The sequence below is a fragment of the Streptomyces sp. NPDC015125 genome (assembly GCF_043080045.1).
Taxonomy (GTDB): Bacteria; Actinomycetota; Actinomycetes; order Streptomycetales; family Streptomycetaceae; genus Streptomyces.
Genome location: NZ_JBIBVF010000021.1, coordinates 118,323 through 133,216 on the forward strand (window position 1 = coordinate 118,323; position 14,894 = coordinate 133,216).

Sequence of the window (14,894 nt, forward strand, 5' to 3'; positions counted from 1 at the left end):
GCTTGCATACAGTGACAGAACTTCCTCGCAAGCGGATCGAAGGGACGTACATGCCCATGGGTCACACGGCCACAGAACAAGCCGGCTCCGGCGGCCTGACAGCGACCGAGCACCGGCTGGCCAATGGCCTGCGCGTGGTGCTCTCCGAAGACCACCTGACCCCGGTCGCAGCGGTCTGCCTCTGGTACGACGTCGGCTCCCGCCACGAGGTCAAGGGCCGTACGGGCCTGGCTCACCTCTTCGAGCACCTGATGTTCCAGGGCTCCGCGCAGGTGAAGGGCAACGGACACTTCGAGCTGGTGCAGGGCGCTGGCGGTTCGCTCAACGGCACCACGAGCTTCGAGCGCACCAACTACTTCGAGACCATGCCCGCCCACGAGCTGGAGCTCGCGCTCTGGCTGGAGGCCGACCGGATGGGCTCGCTGCTGACCGCGCTCGACGACGAGTCCATGGAGAACCAGCGCGACGTCGTCAAGAACGAGCGCCGCCAGCGCTACGACAACGTCCCCTACGGCACGGCCTTCGAGAAGCTGACGGCCATGGCGTACCCCGAGGGCCACCCGTACCACCACACGCCCATCGGGTCGATGGCCGATCTGGACGCTGCCTCCCTGGAGGACGCGCGGGCGTTCTTCCGGACGTACTACGCGCCCAACAACGTCGTCCTGTCGATCGTGGGCGACATCGACCCCGAGCAGACGCTGGCCTGGGTCGAGAAGTACTTCGGCTCGATCCCCGCGCACGACGGCAAGCAGCCGCCGCGGGACGGCACCCTTCCCGACGTCATCGGCGGCGAGCTGCGCGAAGTCGTCGAGGAGGACGTGCCCGCCCGGGCGCTGATGGCGGCCTACCGTCTGCCGCACGACGGCACCCGTGAGGCGGACGCCGCCGACCTCGCGCTGACCGTACTGGGCGGCGGCGAGTCCTCCCGCCTGTACAACCGGCTGGTGCGCCGTGACCGCAGCGCCGTGGCGGCCGGCTTCGGCCTGCTGCGGCTGGCCGGCGCACCCTCGCTGGGCTGGCTGGACGTGAAGACGTCCGGCGGCGTGGAGGTCCCCGGCATCGAGCGCGCGGTCGACGAGGAGCTGGCCCGCTTCGCCGCCGAGGGCCCGACCCCCGAGGAGATGGAGCGGGCACAGGCCCAGCTGGAGCGCGAATGGCTGGACCGGCTGGCCACGGTCAGCGGCCGCGCCGACGAACTGTGCCGCTTCGCCGTCCTGTTCGGCGACCCGCAGCTGGCGCTGACCGCCGTGCGGCGCGTTCTGGACATCACTCCAGAGGAGGTGCAGGCGGTCGCCAAGGCCCGGCTGCGCCCCGACAACCGCGCGGTGCTCGTCTACGAGCCCACCGAGCCGACCGACGCCGCCGAGACCGAGGAAGGGGAGGCGGACCAGTGAGCGACGCCACCACCCACGCCGATTCCCCCGTGAGCAGCATGGACTTTCACCCGCAGCCCCAGGGCGGCGCGCCCAGGCCGTGGGCCTTCCCGGCCCCCGACCGCAGCCAACTGCCCAACGGGCTCACCCTCCTGACCAGCCACCGCCCCGGCCAGCAGGTCGTCGCCGTCGAGATCAACCTCGTCGCTCCGCTGGAGGCCGAACCCGAGGGCCTGGACGGCGTCGCCACGATCATGGCGCGTGCCCTGTCCGAGGGCACCGACAAGCACGACGCGGAGGAGTTCGCCGCCGAGCTGGAGCGCTGCGGCGCCACCCTGGACGCGCACGCCGACCACCCCGGCGTACGGGTCTCCCTCGAGGTGCCGGCGTCCCGGCTGCCGCGTGCGCTCGGTCTGCTCGCCGACGCGCTGCGCGCGCCCGCCTTCCCGGAGAGCGAGGTCGAGCGGCTGGTGCGCAACCGTCTCGACGAGATCCCGCACGAGCTCGCCAACCCGGCCCGGCGTGCGGCGATGGCACTGTCCAAGGAGCTCTTCCCGGCCACGTCCCGTATGTCACGGCCGCGCCAGGGCACCGAGGAGACCGTCGGACGCGTCGACGCCGCGGCCGTCCGCGCCTTCTACGACGCCCACGTACGGCCCGCCACGGCCACTGCCGTCATCGTCGGTGACTTCACCGGGGTCGACCTGGACGCCGCGCTCGCCGAGACGCTCGGCGCGTGGAGCGGCTCGACGGCCGAGCCGCTGAAGGCCTCGCCGATCGTCGGCGACGACACCGGCCGTGTGGTGATCGTGGACCGCCCCGGCGCCGTCCAGACGCAGCTGCTCATCGGGCGTATCGGTGCCGACCGGCACGACCGGGTGTGGCCCGCACAGGTCCTCGGCACGTACTGCCTGGGCGGCACCCTCACCTCCCGTCTGGACCGTGTTCTGCGCGAGGAGAAGGGTTACACCTACGGGGTGCGCGCCTTCGGCCAGGTGCTTCGCTCCACCGCTCCCACGTCCCCCGAGGGGGCCACGGGTGCCTCGCTGCTCGCCATCAGCGGGTCGGTCGACACCGCCTCCACCGTCCCGGCGCTCGACGACCTGTGGAACGTGCTGCGCACCCTTGCGGCAGAGGGGCTGACGGACGACGAGCGGGACGTCGCCGTACAGAACCTCGTCGGGGTCGCGCCGCTGAAGTACGAGACCGCGGCAGCCGTCGCGGGCACCCTCGCCGATCAGGTCGAGCAGCACCTGCCGGACGACTTCCAGGCGCAGTTGTACGTCCGCCTCGCGGAGACCGGCACGGTCGAGGCGACTGCGGCGGCCGTCAACGCCTTCCCCGTGGACCGGCTGGTGACGGTCCTGGTGGGCGATGCGGCGCAGATCGCCGAGCCCGTCAAGGCGCTGGGCATCGGTGAGGTGACGGTCGTCAGCGGCTAATTTCCTCATGTGACGGAAGGTCACATATCGACAAAGCAACTCCCGTGGCGATGGTCTGCCGCGGGAGTTGCCGTATGTCCGGTTTGTTGCGGCCGGCGCCTCGGTTCTTGTGGCATCCCGCACAAAAAAGCGGTTCTGTTTGCCGATTGAAAGTTGCCCCGTTTAGCGTCGGTCCGGCTGTTCGTCACAAGTCCGCCACAACCGTGGCACCGGACAGTCATCGCCGAGTCCCCGTACGGCGCGAGCCAGGGGAGCCGGGGACCCAGAGTCCCTTGGGGTGAATCGGACTCCCCTCCGGAGGAGCCCGTAGGAGACCTTCCTGCTCCGAACCCGTCAGCTAACCCGGTAGGCGAGAAGGAGGGAAAGGACAAGCCAGTACATGGCGTTCATCCGTGCCACCGGGAAGCACCGTCGTACGAGCCGCCCCGTTCGGACGACCCGCAACATCGCCGGCATAGCCACCCTCGCGGCCGGCGGTGTGGTCGCCTCCGTGGCCTCGCCGGCGCTGGCGGCCACGGACGAGGCCCGCACCCACGACACCGGTCTGCAGCAGGCCGTCGTGCTCGGTGACGAGCTCGCCAACCACGTCGCGGCCCAGGCCGACGCGCAGCAGGCCGAAGCGGAGGCCGCGGCGGCGAAGGCGAAGGCCGAGGCCGTGGCCAAGAAGCAGGCCGAGGAGGCCAAGCGGCGCGTCGAGGCCGCGCGCAAGGCCAAGGAGCGCGCCGCCCGCGAGGCGGAGCGCAAGCGCCTCAACACCTTCGTAGCCCCCGTGGCGGACTCCTACGTGTCCACCTCGTACAAGGCCTCCAGCGGCCTGTGGTCCTCGGGCAGCCACACCGGCATCGACTTCCACGCAGCCTCCGGCACCTCCGTTCACGCCGTCGGCACGGGCACCGTCGTCGAGGCAGGCTGGGGCGGCTCGTACGGCAACAACATCGTGATCAAGATGAGCGACGGTACGTACACCCAGTACGGTCACCTCTCGTCGCTCGGCGTCTCGGTCGGCCAGCACGTCACCCCGGGCCAGCAGATCGGCCTCTCCGGTGCCACCGGCAACGCCACCGGCCCGCATCTGCACTTCGAGGCCCGTACCGGCGCCGACTACGGCTCGGACATCGACCCGGTCGCGTACCTGCGCTCGCACGGCGTCAACGTCTGATCTCCCGCCCCGTCCGGTTGCGCGCCTCCAGGGGCCCGCGCCGCACGAGCATCCGCCCGAAGCCCCGGCTCCACGGCCGGGGCTTCGGCGTATCCGGCGCCGCGGTCGGTGTGCAGGGGATACGCCGCGCCCCCGCCAACTTCCGGCCAAAAAATTTCCATGAATAACCGGAGTCCGCCGGAAAGGCGTTCCGGTCGAATAGAGTCACGGAAAAGTCGCCGACCGGCGGCGTTTCCAGGGGATTACGGCGGAGGCACGGAAGATGCGAGGCCATATTTCCGCTCATGCGGTGTGCACGGCGATTCGCGATGACATCGTCTCCGGTGCGCTGGCGCCGGGGAGCCGGCTGATCGAAGAAATCCTTGCGGCCCGGTACGGCGTCTCCAGGGTGCCGGTCCGTGAAGCGCTGCGGACCCTGCAGTCCGAAGGGTTTGTCACCACCCGCCACCACGCGGGCGCCTGCGTCGCCGAGCTCACCGACCAGGAGGCCGCCGATCTCCTCGACGTCCGCGCCCTGTTGGAGCCGCTGGGCGCCGCCCGCGCGGCCGCCCGCCGTAGCCCGGCCCACCTCAAAGTGCTCCGCGGCCTGGTACGGCTCGGCCGAGAGCGGGCCCGTCACGGCAGTCCAGCGGATCTGCGCCAACTGGACGGATGGTTCCACGAGACGCTGGCCCAGGCGGCCGGCAGCCCCAGTCTGACGGCGCTGCTGACCCAGCTGCGGCGCAAGATCGAGTGGGTGTACATCGTGGAACTGCCCGCCCGTACAGGGGAGTCGTGGGACGAACACGGTGCGGTCCTGGACGCGGTGGCCCGGGGGGATGCGGAACGGGCCCGCGCCCTGATGGCGGCTCATGTCGAGCGCTCCCTCCCGGTGTACCGGCTCCGTCGCCCCGCCAAGGCAGAGGTGAGGGATCCGAAACCGCCCGTCAACACGGCCCGCGCCCGCCCTTAACAATCGCCCCGTATACAAAGAAGTGCGGAATGGGCTTCGGGGTACGGGATTGCGTTTTCGTCCCCGCCCACCTTCCGTGTGTATTTGTGCTGCCATACGCGCTGTCATATGTGCGGCACCGGAGGCATGGAATAGCGCCCGCTTCTTTGCGTCCTCGATATCAAGGCACCGTTTTTGATATCGGGGCATCCGGGTATCCGGAAATTCTGCGTCCGGGTCGCGGTCGGTCATGCCCGTACGGGCTCGGTCGCGAGCGCGCGCACCGATATCCCGGGCGCAGCGAACGGATTCCGGTACAGCCGGCTTCCGGTGGGGCGAAGCTTCCGGTACGGCGAGGGTCCCCGTGCGACGAAGGTCCCGGCACAGCGAAACGGCCCCGCCGCGGCGACCGGTCACCGGTCGCCGCGGCGGGGCCGCAGCAGCAGAAGCTCTGGGGACTCAGACGGTCTCGGGGAGCTCCTCGAGACCCTCGGCGACGAGCTTGGCCAGACGGTCGAGTGCCGCTTCGGCGCCCTCGGCGTCGGAGGCCAGCACGATCTCCTCACCGCCCTGGGCGCCCAGGCCCAGGACCGCGAGCATGGAGGCCGCGTTGACGGGGTTGCCATCAGCCTTGGCGATCGTCATCGGAACGCCGGAGGCGGTGGCCGCACGGACGAAGATCGACGCGGGGCGGGCGTGCAGGCCCTCGGCCCAACCGACATTGACGCGGCGCTCTGCCATGGTGTTGCCCTTCAAAGTCGTGACTGTTGTCTAGACCAGTCTCTCACGCTGCCGGGAGTGCCGGGCAGCCCTTTGTCCTGGCCTTTTGCGGCCATGGGGCTCCCCAAGGGAGGTCCGGCAGGTCGACCGGAGCGTACGTCCCTACGGCATCCTCAGCCTGCCCCGCACCCCGAGCGTACGCGCGCCGAGCCGGTTGTCGGTGGCCGGTCGTACGCTGTCCGCATGCAGAAGCCGCCGGACCACGCGTACCCGACCCACTGGGAAGCCGACGTGGTGCTGCGCGACGGCGGCACGGCGCGGATCCGCCCCATCACCCCCGACGACGCCGAGCGGCTGGTCTCCTTCTACGAACAGGTCTCGGACGAGTCGAAGTACTACCGCTTCTTCGCCCCGTACCCGCGCCTGTCCGACCGTGACGTGCACCGTTTCACCCACCACGACTACATCGACCGGGTAGGACTCGCGGCCACCGTCGGCGGCGAGTTCATCGCCACCGTCCGCTACGACCGGATCAACGACCAGGGGCTGCCCGCCAAGAACCCCGAGGACGACCAGGCCGAGGTCGCCTTCCTCGTCCAGGACGCCCACCAGGGCCGCGGTGTCGCCTCCGCCCTCCTGGAGCACATCGCGGCCGTCGCGCGCGAGCGTGGCATCCGCCGGTTCGCCGCCGAGGTGCTCCCCGCGAACTCCAAGATGATCAAGGTCTTCACGGACGCCGGCTACACCCACAAGCGCACCTTCGAAGACGGAGTGGTCCGCCTGGAGTTCGATCTGGAGCCGACCGAGCAGTCCATGGCCGTGATGCGCGGCCGCGAGCAGCGCGCCGAGGCCCGGTCCGTGCAGCGGCTGCTCGCCCCGGGCTCGGTCGCCGTCATCGGCGCCGGCCGCGCCCCCGGCGGCGTCGGCCGTACCGCGCTGCGCAGCCTCCTGGAATCGGGCTTCACGGGGCGCGTGCACGCCGTCAACCACGCCTTCCCCGAAGACATGCAGCGGCTGCAGCCCGAAGAGGTGCCGGCCGTCCGCACCCTGCGGGAGATCCCCGACCCGGTGGACCTCGCCGTCATCGCCGTCCCCGCGGAAAGCGTCCCGGACGTGGTCCGCGACTGCGGCGAACACGGTGTCCAGGGCGTGCTGATCCTGTCCTCCGGTTACGCCGAGGCGGGCCCGGACGGCCGGGAGCGGCAGCGGGCCCTGCTCCGCCAGGCCCGTTCGTACGGTATGCGGCTCATCGGGCCCAACGCCTTCGGTCTGATCAACACCGCCACCGACGTCCGGTTGAACGCCTCCCTCGCCCCCCGGATGCCCGGCGCCGGCCACATCGGCCTGTTCACCCAGTCCGGTGCCATCGGTATCGCGCTGCTCAGCGGACTGCATGCGCGCGGGCCCGGTGACGGCGGTATCGCGGGTATCTCCGCCTTCGTCTCGGCCGGCAACCGCGCCGATGTCTCCGGTAACGACCTGCTCCAATACTGGTACGACGACCCGGACACCGATGTCGTGATCCTCTACCTGGAGTCCATCGGCAACCCGCGCAAATTCGCCCGGCTCGCCCGCCGCACCGCCGCCGTCAAACCGGTCGTGGTCGCCAAGGGGGCCCGGCACAACGGCACTGCCCCGCCCGGCCACGCCGTGCCCACGGTCCGCGTCCCCGACAGCACCGTCGCCGCCTTGATGCGCCAGGCCGGCGTGATCCGCGTCGACACGGTCACGGAGCTGATCGATGCCGGTCTGCTGCTGGCCTCCCAGCCACTGCCGGCCGGCCCGCGCATCGCCATCCTCGGCAACTCCGAGTCGCTGGCGCTGCTCGCCTACGACGCCTGCCTGACCGAAGGGCTGCGCCCGCAGAGCCCCCGTGTGCTGCCCTCGGCCGCGACACCGGACGGCTTCCGGGCCGCGCTCGCCGAGGCGCTGTCCGGCGACGGCTGCGATGCCGTGGTCGTCACGGCCATCCCCTGGGTGGGGGAGGGGGCCGCCGTCTCCCCGGCCGACAGCGAAGGCGCCGCACTCGCCGCAGCGCTGCGGACGGCCGCCGAGGCGCATCCGGAGAAGCCGGTGACGGTCGTCCACCTCGCCATGGACGATCTGGCCGAGACACTCGCCGCACCCGCACCCGCACCCGCACCCGCACCCGCACCCGCACCCGCGCAGTCGCCCGAGCCCGCGGCCCCCGCCCGGGACGAGCCGGCCCGCCCCGCGGGCCCGACCCCCGCCGCTGCCCGGTCCGCCGAGCCCCCGCAGCCGGCGCACGGCCCACCGAACCGCTCACGCCCCCTGAGCCCCCCGGGGCCGCCGCCCACCCTCGCCGCACGTCAGCCGGACCCGGCCGGCGACGCCGCCACCCCACCCCGGCCCCGCCCGGCGCCGCTCCGTATCCCCGCCTACCCCGCCGCCGAGCGCGCCGTGCGCTCCCTTGCCGAGGCCGTCCGCTATGCCGCATGGCGCCGGGAGGCCGCCGAGCCGGGCCGGGTGCCCGAATACGACGACATCCAGGAGGCGGCGGCCGGCGCCGACATCGAGCGACTCCTCGACCGGCTCACCCCCGACGCCCCCACGGGCCGCTCCGTCCCCGTGCCGTCCCAGGACGCCGAGGCCCTGCTCGCCCGCTACGGCATCCACACCCGGCCCGTCCTGCCGGCCCCCGACCCGGACGCCGCCGTCCGCGCCGCCGCCCGCCTCGGCTATCCGGTGGCCCTGAAGACCACCGCACCCCATCTGCGTCACCGCGCCGACCTCGGCGGGGTGCGTCTCGATATCGCCGGTGAGTCCGAACTCCGCCGCACGTACGGCGAATTGACCGATTTTCTCGGCTCCCCGGAGGAGCTGCGCCCGGTCGTCCAGTCGATGGTGCCGCGCGGCGTCGACACGGTCATCCGTGCCGCCATCGACCCTGCCGCCGGCGCCGTGCTCTCCTTCGGCCTGGCCGGGGCGCCCTCCCAACTGCTCGGCGATATCGCCCACCGCCTCATCCCCGCCACCGACCGCGAGGTCACCGAACAGATCCGCTCGATCCGCGCCGCCCCGCTGCTGTTCGGCTGGCGCGGTTCCCAGCCTGTGGACACCACGGCACTGGCCGAGGTGCTGCTGCGGGTCTCCCGGCTCGTCGACGATCACCCCGAGGTCGTCGGCGTCGACCTCGAACCGGTCGTCGTCGCCGCGCACGGCCTCTCCGTATTGGGGGCGACCGTGCGCCTGGCCAGGGCCCCTGCCACCACTGACCTCGGCCCCCGCCGGCTGCCCGTCTACTGAGGCTCTCGCGGCCCGGTACGCCCCGTAAGATGGACCCCATGGCTAAGACCGGTACGACGACCCAGGGGCTGCGCGCGGCGATCGAGCGCAGCGGCTATTACCCGACGCTCGTGGCCGAGGCGGTGCAGGCCGCGGTCGGCGGTGAGCCCGTGACGTCGTACCTCGTCCACCAGGAGACGACCTTCGACGCCAACGAGGTCCGCCGCCATGTCACGGTCCTGGTCCTGACCGGCACCCGCTTCATCGTCAGCCACACCGACGAGCAGGCCGCCGACGCCACCTCCCCGTCGCCGTACGCCACCACCTCCACCGAGTCCGTCAAGCTGGGCCGGATCTCCTCCGTGGTACTCAGCCGGGTGGTCGCCAACCCCGAGTCGTACACCCCGGGCCAGCTGCCCCGCGAGGTCGTGCTCACCATCGGCTGGGGCGCGGTCGCCCGCCTGGACCTGGAGCCCGCCGCCTGCGGCGACCCCAACTGCGAGGCGGACCACGGCTACACCGGCTCCTCCACCGCCGACGACCTCTCGCTGCGGGTCAGCGAGGCCGGTGACGGACCGGACTCGGTGCGCGAGACGCTCACCTTCGCCCAGGCGCTCTCCGAGGCCACCGCGGCCACCCCCAGCCCCCGCTGATGGTCCACATCGCCCCCGCCTGGCCGGAACCCGAACCGCTCGACCCGCTCGGCGCCCCGGTACCGCAGTACGGCACCGGTTCGCTCGCCGATCTGCTGCCCACCATCGCCACCGGGCTCGGGATGTCCGGCCTCGCCACGACGATGGAGCTGGCGCCCGCCGACCGCGCCTGTGTCTTCCTGATCGACGGCCTCGGCTGGGAGCTGCTGCGGGCCCACCCGGAAGAGGCGCCCTTTCTCACCTCGCTCCTGGACACGTCGTTCAACGGCAGCGGCCGCCCGCTCACCGCAGGCTTCCCGTCCACCACCGCCACCTCGCTCGCGTCGGTCGGCACCGGTCTGCCGCCGGGCGCCCACGGCCTGCCCGGATACACCTGCGAGGACCCGGCCACCGGCGCCCTGATGAACCAGCTGCGCTGGTACCCCTGGACCGACCCGTATACCTGGCAGCCGTATCCGACGGTCTTCCAGCGCGCGGACGCCGCCGGCATCCACACCTGCCAGGTCTCCGCGCCGAATTTCCAGCACACCCCGCTCACCCAGGTCGCGCTGAGCGGCGGCACCTTCCACGGCCGGCTCTCCGGCGAGGAGCGGATGGACCTCGCCGCCGAGCAGCTCGCCGCCGGTGACCGTTCGCTGGTCTACACGTACTACTCCGAGGTGGACGGCAAGGGACACCGCTACGGCGTCGACTCCGACGCCTGGCGCGGCCAGTTGATGTACGTCGACCGGCTCGCCCAGCGGCTGGCGGAACAACTGCCGCCGCGCAGCGCGCTGTACATCACGGCCGACCACGGCATGATCGATATCCCCTTCGACCCCGAGTCCCGGATCGACTTCGACGAGGACTGGGAACTGCGCGCCGGCGTACGCCTGTTGGGGGGCGAGGGCCGGGCCCGCCATGTGTACGCCCACCCGGGCGCAGCCGCCGATGTGCTCGCCGTCTGGCGCGAGGTGGTCGGCGAGCAGATGTGGGTGGCGAGCCGCGAAGAGGCCATCGCCGCGGGGTGGTTCGGACCGTCCGTCGACGACCGGGTGCGTGCCCGGATCGGCGATGTCGTCGCGGCCGCGCACGCCGATATGGTGATCATCGCGACCGAACGGGAGCCCCGTGAGTCGGAGATGGTCGGGATGCACGGTTCGATGACCCCGGTGGAGCAGCTGGTGCCGCTCCTGGAGGTCCGCACCTGACCCGCGCGGCCCTCCGCCCGCACGCCCCCACTCCTCCGTACGAGCCCGAAAGGCCTGCAACTTCCCATGCCCGAGCTGGTGTTCTTCTCCGGAACGATGGACTGCGGAAAGTCGACACTTGCTCTGCAGATCGAGCACAACCGCTCCTCCCGCGGCCTGCAAGGCATGATCTACAGCCGCAACGACCGGGCCGGCCGCGGCAAGCTCTCCTCCCGCCTCGGTCTGGTGACCGAGGCCGTCGAGGCGGCGCACGGCATGGACTTCTACACGCATGTCGTCGACCATCTCTCCGCCGGCGGCCGGGTCGACTACGTCATTGCCGACGAGGCTCAGTTCCTCGTCCCCGAACAGATCGACCAGCTCGCCCGCATCGTCGACGACCTGGAACTGGACGTCTTCGCCTTCGGCATCACCACCGACTTCCGCAGCAAGCTGTTCCCCGGCTCCCAGCGGCTGGTCGAACTGGCCGACCGCATAGAGGTGCTGCAGGTCGAGGCGCTGTGCTGGTGCGGCGCCCGCGCCACGCACAATGCCCGTACGGTCGACGGCCGGATGGTCGTCGAGGGCGCGCAGGTCGTGGTCGGCGATGTCGTCGGCGACGTGGACGGCCCGCACACCGAGGTCGGCTACGAGGTGCTGTGCCGGCGTCACCACCGTCGCCGCCAGACCTCGGCGACCGCCCGCGCGGCCGCGCTCTCCCCGGACGTACTGCCGGTCGACAGCGCGAAATAGCCCCGGCCGCCGGGCGGAGCCCGGTATGGCCGCCCCTCAGTTCCGCTGGACGATGGTGAAGACGGCGCCCTCGCTGTCGGAGACCGTCGCCAGCCGTCCGTGCGCCGAGTCCCGGGCGGGCTGCAGCACTTGCCCGCCCAGTTCGGCGACCCGGCGGGCCGCCGCGTCCGTATCGGAGACGGCGAAGTGCGTCATCCAGTGGGAACCCCGGTCGCGTGGCAGGGCGTTGCCCACGCCGTGGATACCGGCCACCGGGTGGTCCTTGAGATGCAGCGTCAGATAGTCGAAGCCGGCCGAGATCACCGGTTCCGCCTCATAACCGAAGACATGCTCGTAGAACGTCAGGACGGAGCTCGTGTCCCGGGTGACCAGCTCGTTCCATGCCGGGGTGCCCAGTTCACCGGTGATCGTGGTGCCTGCCACCGACCTGCCCTGCCAGATGCCGAAGATCGCGCCCTGCGGGTCGGAGGCGATCGCCATCCGCCCCGCGTCGTCGTCCGCATCCAGTGGCCCGACGCCCACCGTCCCGCCGCAGGAACGGATCTGCTCGGCGGTGGCGTCCGCGTCGTCGCTCGCCAGGTAGGTGGTCCAGGCGACCGGGAGATGGCGGTCGGGCGCCAGCTCGCCGAGCCCGGCGACTTCCCGGCCGTGGAGGAAGGCCCGGGCGTACGGACCGAAATGCTGCGGTCCCGGGCGGAACTCCCAGCCGAACAGCGCGCCGTAGAATTCCTGCGTCGCGGACAGGCTGTGGGCCAGGAGGCTCACCCAGCAGGGCGCGCCGGGCATCCGCCGGGTCGCTGCCTCGGTCGTCATTGTCACTCTCTCCTCGGAGCGTCGGGTGCTGACCATCTGCGCTACGGGCGCGGGTCCCGAGCAGATGCTCGCACCCGGTGACCTGGTGTGCGCCCCGGCCGCGCCGTCCGTGGCCGGTTCGCGAGGGAGAATGCCCGCTTTGACGTTTCCGATCCGCCTCAGAGGCGTTACCGCAGGACGTAACTGCGTCATACGGAGGGTGGGCGCCTACCTTCTGTACGTAGCCGTCGCTACGCAAGGATGAGTCCCATGAATGCCATCATCACCGCTACCGAACTCGCGAGCGAGCTGGCCCGGCCCACCGCTCCGGCAGTCCTGGATGTCCGCTACCAGATGGGTGGCCCGCCCGGTCGCCCCGTGTACGAGGCCGGTCATGTGCCCGGTGCGGTCTATGTCGACCTCGAGAGCGAGCTGGCCTCGCCTCCCGGTACGGGTGGCCGGCACCCGCTGCCCGATCTCGATGTCTTCACCGAAGCGATGCGGGCCGCCGGCGTCCGCGCGGACCGCCCCGTGGTCGTCTACGACGGCGGCCAGGGCTGGGCGGCCGCCCGCGCCTGGTGGCTGCTGCGATGGACCGGCCACCCCGAGGTGCGCGTCCTGGACGGCGGTCTCGCCGCCTGGCAGGCGGCCGGCGGCGCCATGAGCGTCGAGCAACCGGCTCCGCAGGCAGGTGACTTCACCCCGGTGCCCGGCGGGCTGCCGCTGTTGCGGGCGGACGACGCGGCCGCCCTCGCCCGCCGCGGAGTCCTGCTGGACGCGCGCGCAGCCGAGCGCTACCGCGGCGAGGTCGAGCCGATCGACAAGGTCGCCGGCCATATCCCGGGCGCCGTGTCCGCCCCGACGACCGAGAACGTCGTCGAGGGCGGCACCGTCTTCCGCGACGCGTCGGAACTGGCCGAGCGTTTCGCGTCGCTGGGTGCCACGGCGCAGGCGGAGGTCGGTGTGTACTGCGGCTCCGGGGTTTCCGCCGCGCATCAGGTACTGGCCCTCGCGGTCGCAGGTGTCCCCGCCGCCCTGTACGTCGGCTCCTGGAGCGAGTGGTCGGCCGACCCGTCCCGCCCCGTCGCCACCGGCCCGCAGCCCGGCTGAGCCCCCACCGGGGCCCGTAACGGGGCGTCGTACCACGCCGTCCGCCCGCCCCTGAATTCCAGGGGGCGGGCGGACGGTGTGGTACGCGGCGCGAAAGGCCTCAAGGGCCCTCCCGTTACTCCGGCTTCTTGCGCCGGGTGCCGAAGACGATCTCGTCCCAGCTGGGCACCGCGGCGCGGCGGCCGGGCCGTACACCGTCCGCCTCGGCCTGCCGGTCCGTCGTCCCGGTCAGCCGGTCGCGGTGGCCGGCCACCGCACGGGGCATCAGCACATCGGCGTACGCGGAACCCGCGCCCGCACTGGCCGCCGGGGCGGGCGGCTCCTCGACCTCGGCCTCGGACTCCTCGTCGTGCTGCGCCGACTTCACGGTCTCCGGGACGACCATGTCGCCACGGAAGCTCGGCACCGCCTCCAACAGGCTGGTCAGCGAATCCCGCTCGCGCTCACCGACGGCCTCCTCCGCGACCCGCGGCTCGCCGTCCTCGTCACCGGGGGGTGCCGGGCGTTCGCCGCGCTCGGGCGTCTGCCGGTCCAACGCACGGTCCAGCGGCCGGTCGCGCGGCAGCCGCGCGATCCGCGGCACGAACGGGAAGCTCGGCTCGGGCGTGTCGTCGCTCTCGCCGATCAGCGCCCGCGCCTCGTCGTCCACGGCCTGGACGAGCCGCCGCGGCGGGTCGTACGTCCAGCTTGCCGAGTGCGGTTCGGTGGCGACGCGGTAGACCAGCAGCACCTCCCAGGTGCCGTCGTCCCGGCGCCAGGAGTCCCACTGCACGCTCTCCTTGTCGGCGCCGCGCAGCAGCAGCCGCTCCGCCACCGCCTCGCCGAGCTGCGGACCGGTGTTCTCGCCGGGGCGTCGCACAGGGGTCTTGCGGGCCCGCTCGGCCATGAAGGCGCGCTCGGCGAGCACCGGGCCCTCGAAGCGGCGCACCCGGTCGACGGGGATGCCGGCGAGCTGGGCGACCTCTTCGGCGGAGGCACCGGCTCTTATACGGGCCTGGATGTCCCGCGGACGCAGATGGCTCTCGACCTCGATCTCGATCTGGCCGAGCCGTGCACGGTCATTGCGGACGGCGGCGCGCAGCCGTTCGTCGATCGGAAGCGTGTACTCGGTGCTGTCCGCAGCTTTGAGCACCAGCCGTGTGCCGTCGTTGGAGACGGCCACGACACGCAGTTCGGGCATGGGGACCTCCCGGGTGGTGCCTGCCGACGTCACTCGCGTCGCTGCTTCCGCTAGTCGAGTGTGGCCTGCCCGGGTGCAGCCTGCCACAACATTGCCGAGTTGCCCGGCGTGTCGGGGCTTGGCCCTGAAACGCCGTTATGACACGGTTACCTGTTCGCCACGCTCAGTGACCATGCCGCTTGCCCTGTCGCCGTTCACCCGTACCGAGCGGCGGCGCCCCGGTGTGAGTGGCGCCTTCATGGCCCCCCTCCCATGGGTTCCGGGCAGCCGGACGGGAACCGGGGCCAGGGCTCGCCACAGTACTCCATTCGGACCACTGGGGTGGACCGCCGCGCCGCTGAACTTCTGGGCGGGCAACGGAGT

General features: G+C 71.9%; 12 protein-coding genes and 1 riboswitch. Of the genes, 9 read left to right on the plus strand and 3 right to left on the minus strand.

Annotation, left to right across the window (positions count from 1 at the left end):
* The first annotated feature begins 56 nt into the window (after window positions 1–56).
* From ACF088_RS32250 to ACF088_RS32265, 4 genes are all read left to right on the plus strand, one after another.
* On the plus strand, window positions 57–1,397 hold the full coding sequence (locus ACF088_RS32250) for a M16 family metallopeptidase (protein WP_392379459.1): 1,341 nt from the start codon (window positions 57–59) through the stop codon (window positions 1,395–1,397).
* A 38-nt stretch (window positions 1,398–1,435) separates the two neighbouring features.
* The gene (locus ACF088_RS32255; RefSeq protein WP_392379460.1) at window positions 1,436–2,818 is read left to right on the plus strand and encodes a M16 family metallopeptidase; all 1,383 of its coding nucleotides are present in this window, start codon (window positions 1,436–1,438) and stop codon (window positions 2,816–2,818) included.
* A 211-nt stretch (window positions 2,819–3,029) separates the two neighbouring features.
* Window positions 3,030–3,185: riboswitch (cyclic di-AMP (ydaO/yuaA leader) on the plus strand.
* A gap of 12 nt (window positions 3,186–3,197) precedes the next feature.
* Window positions 3,198–3,977 (plus strand): M23 family metallopeptidase, encoded by a 780-nt coding sequence (locus tag ACF088_RS32260; RefSeq protein WP_392379417.1) that lies wholly within the window; start codon window positions 3,198–3,200, stop codon window positions 3,975–3,977.
* 262 nt (window positions 3,978–4,239) lie between these two features.
* Complete coding sequence (locus tag ACF088_RS32265) at window positions 4,240–4,929, plus strand: GntR family transcriptional regulator (protein ID WP_392379418.1); 690 nt, start codon at window positions 4,240–4,242, stop codon at window positions 4,927–4,929.
* A 438-nt stretch (window positions 4,930–5,367) separates the two neighbouring features.
* Here ACF088_RS32265 and ACF088_RS32270 read toward each other — a convergent pair whose 3' ends face one another.
* On the minus strand, window positions 5,368–5,649 hold the full coding sequence (locus ACF088_RS32270) for an HPr family phosphocarrier protein (protein WP_026170334.1): 282 nt from the start codon (window positions 5,647–5,649) through the stop codon (window positions 5,368–5,370).
* Window positions 5,650–5,871: 222 nt separating this feature from the next.
* On the opposite strand from ACF088_RS32270, the gene ACF088_RS32275 reads away from it, so the two are divergent.
* The 4 genes from ACF088_RS32275 (at window position 5,872) to ACF088_RS32290 (ending at window position 11,449) form a co-directional block, all read left to right on the plus strand.
* Window positions 5,872–8,895 (plus strand): GNAT family N-acetyltransferase, encoded by a 3,024-nt coding sequence (locus tag ACF088_RS32275; protein ID WP_392379419.1) that lies wholly within the window; start codon window positions 5,872–5,874, stop codon window positions 8,893–8,895.
* 38 nt (window positions 8,896–8,933) lie between these two features.
* Window positions 8,934–9,527, plus strand: coding sequence for a DUF5998 family protein (locus tag ACF088_RS32280; protein WP_392379420.1), 594 nt, complete (start codon window positions 8,934–8,936; stop codon window positions 9,525–9,527).
* The gene (locus ACF088_RS32285; RefSeq protein ID WP_392379421.1) at window positions 9,527–10,717 is read left to right on the plus strand and encodes an alkaline phosphatase family protein; all 1,191 of its coding nucleotides are present in this window, start codon (window positions 9,527–9,529) and stop codon (window positions 10,715–10,717) included. The genes ACF088_RS32280 and ACF088_RS32285 overlap by 1 nt, the downstream gene beginning before the upstream one ends.
* Window positions 10,718–10,783: 66 nt before the next feature.
* Window positions 10,784–11,449, plus strand: a complete 666-nt coding sequence (locus ACF088_RS32290) for a thymidine kinase (protein ID WP_392379422.1) — start codon at window positions 10,784–10,786, stop codon at window positions 11,447–11,449.
* 36 nt (window positions 11,450–11,485) lie between these two features.
* Here ACF088_RS32290 and ACF088_RS32295 read toward each other — a convergent pair whose 3' ends face one another.
* Window positions 11,486–12,262: a VOC family protein gene (locus ACF088_RS32295; RefSeq protein WP_392379423.1), complete on the minus strand. Its 777-nt coding sequence runs from the start codon at window positions 12,260–12,262 to the stop codon at window positions 11,486–11,488.
* Between the two features lie 249 nt (window positions 12,263–12,511).
* On the opposite strand from ACF088_RS32295, the gene ACF088_RS32300 reads away from it, so the two are divergent.
* Window positions 12,512–13,351 carry a sulfurtransferase gene (locus tag ACF088_RS32300; RefSeq protein WP_392379424.1) on the plus strand — a complete coding sequence of 280 codons (840 nt, stop codon included), beginning with the start codon at window positions 12,512–12,514 and terminating at the stop codon, window positions 13,349–13,351.
* 115 nt (window positions 13,352–13,466) lie between these two features.
* Here the strand turns inward: ACF088_RS32300 and sepH are convergent, their stop codons facing one another.
* Entirely contained in the window at window positions 13,467–14,531 is a 1,065-nt protein-coding gene (sepH, locus tag ACF088_RS32305) for a septation protein SepH (RefSeq protein ID WP_392379425.1), read from the minus strand.
* Window positions 14,532–14,894 lie beyond the last annotated feature (363 nt).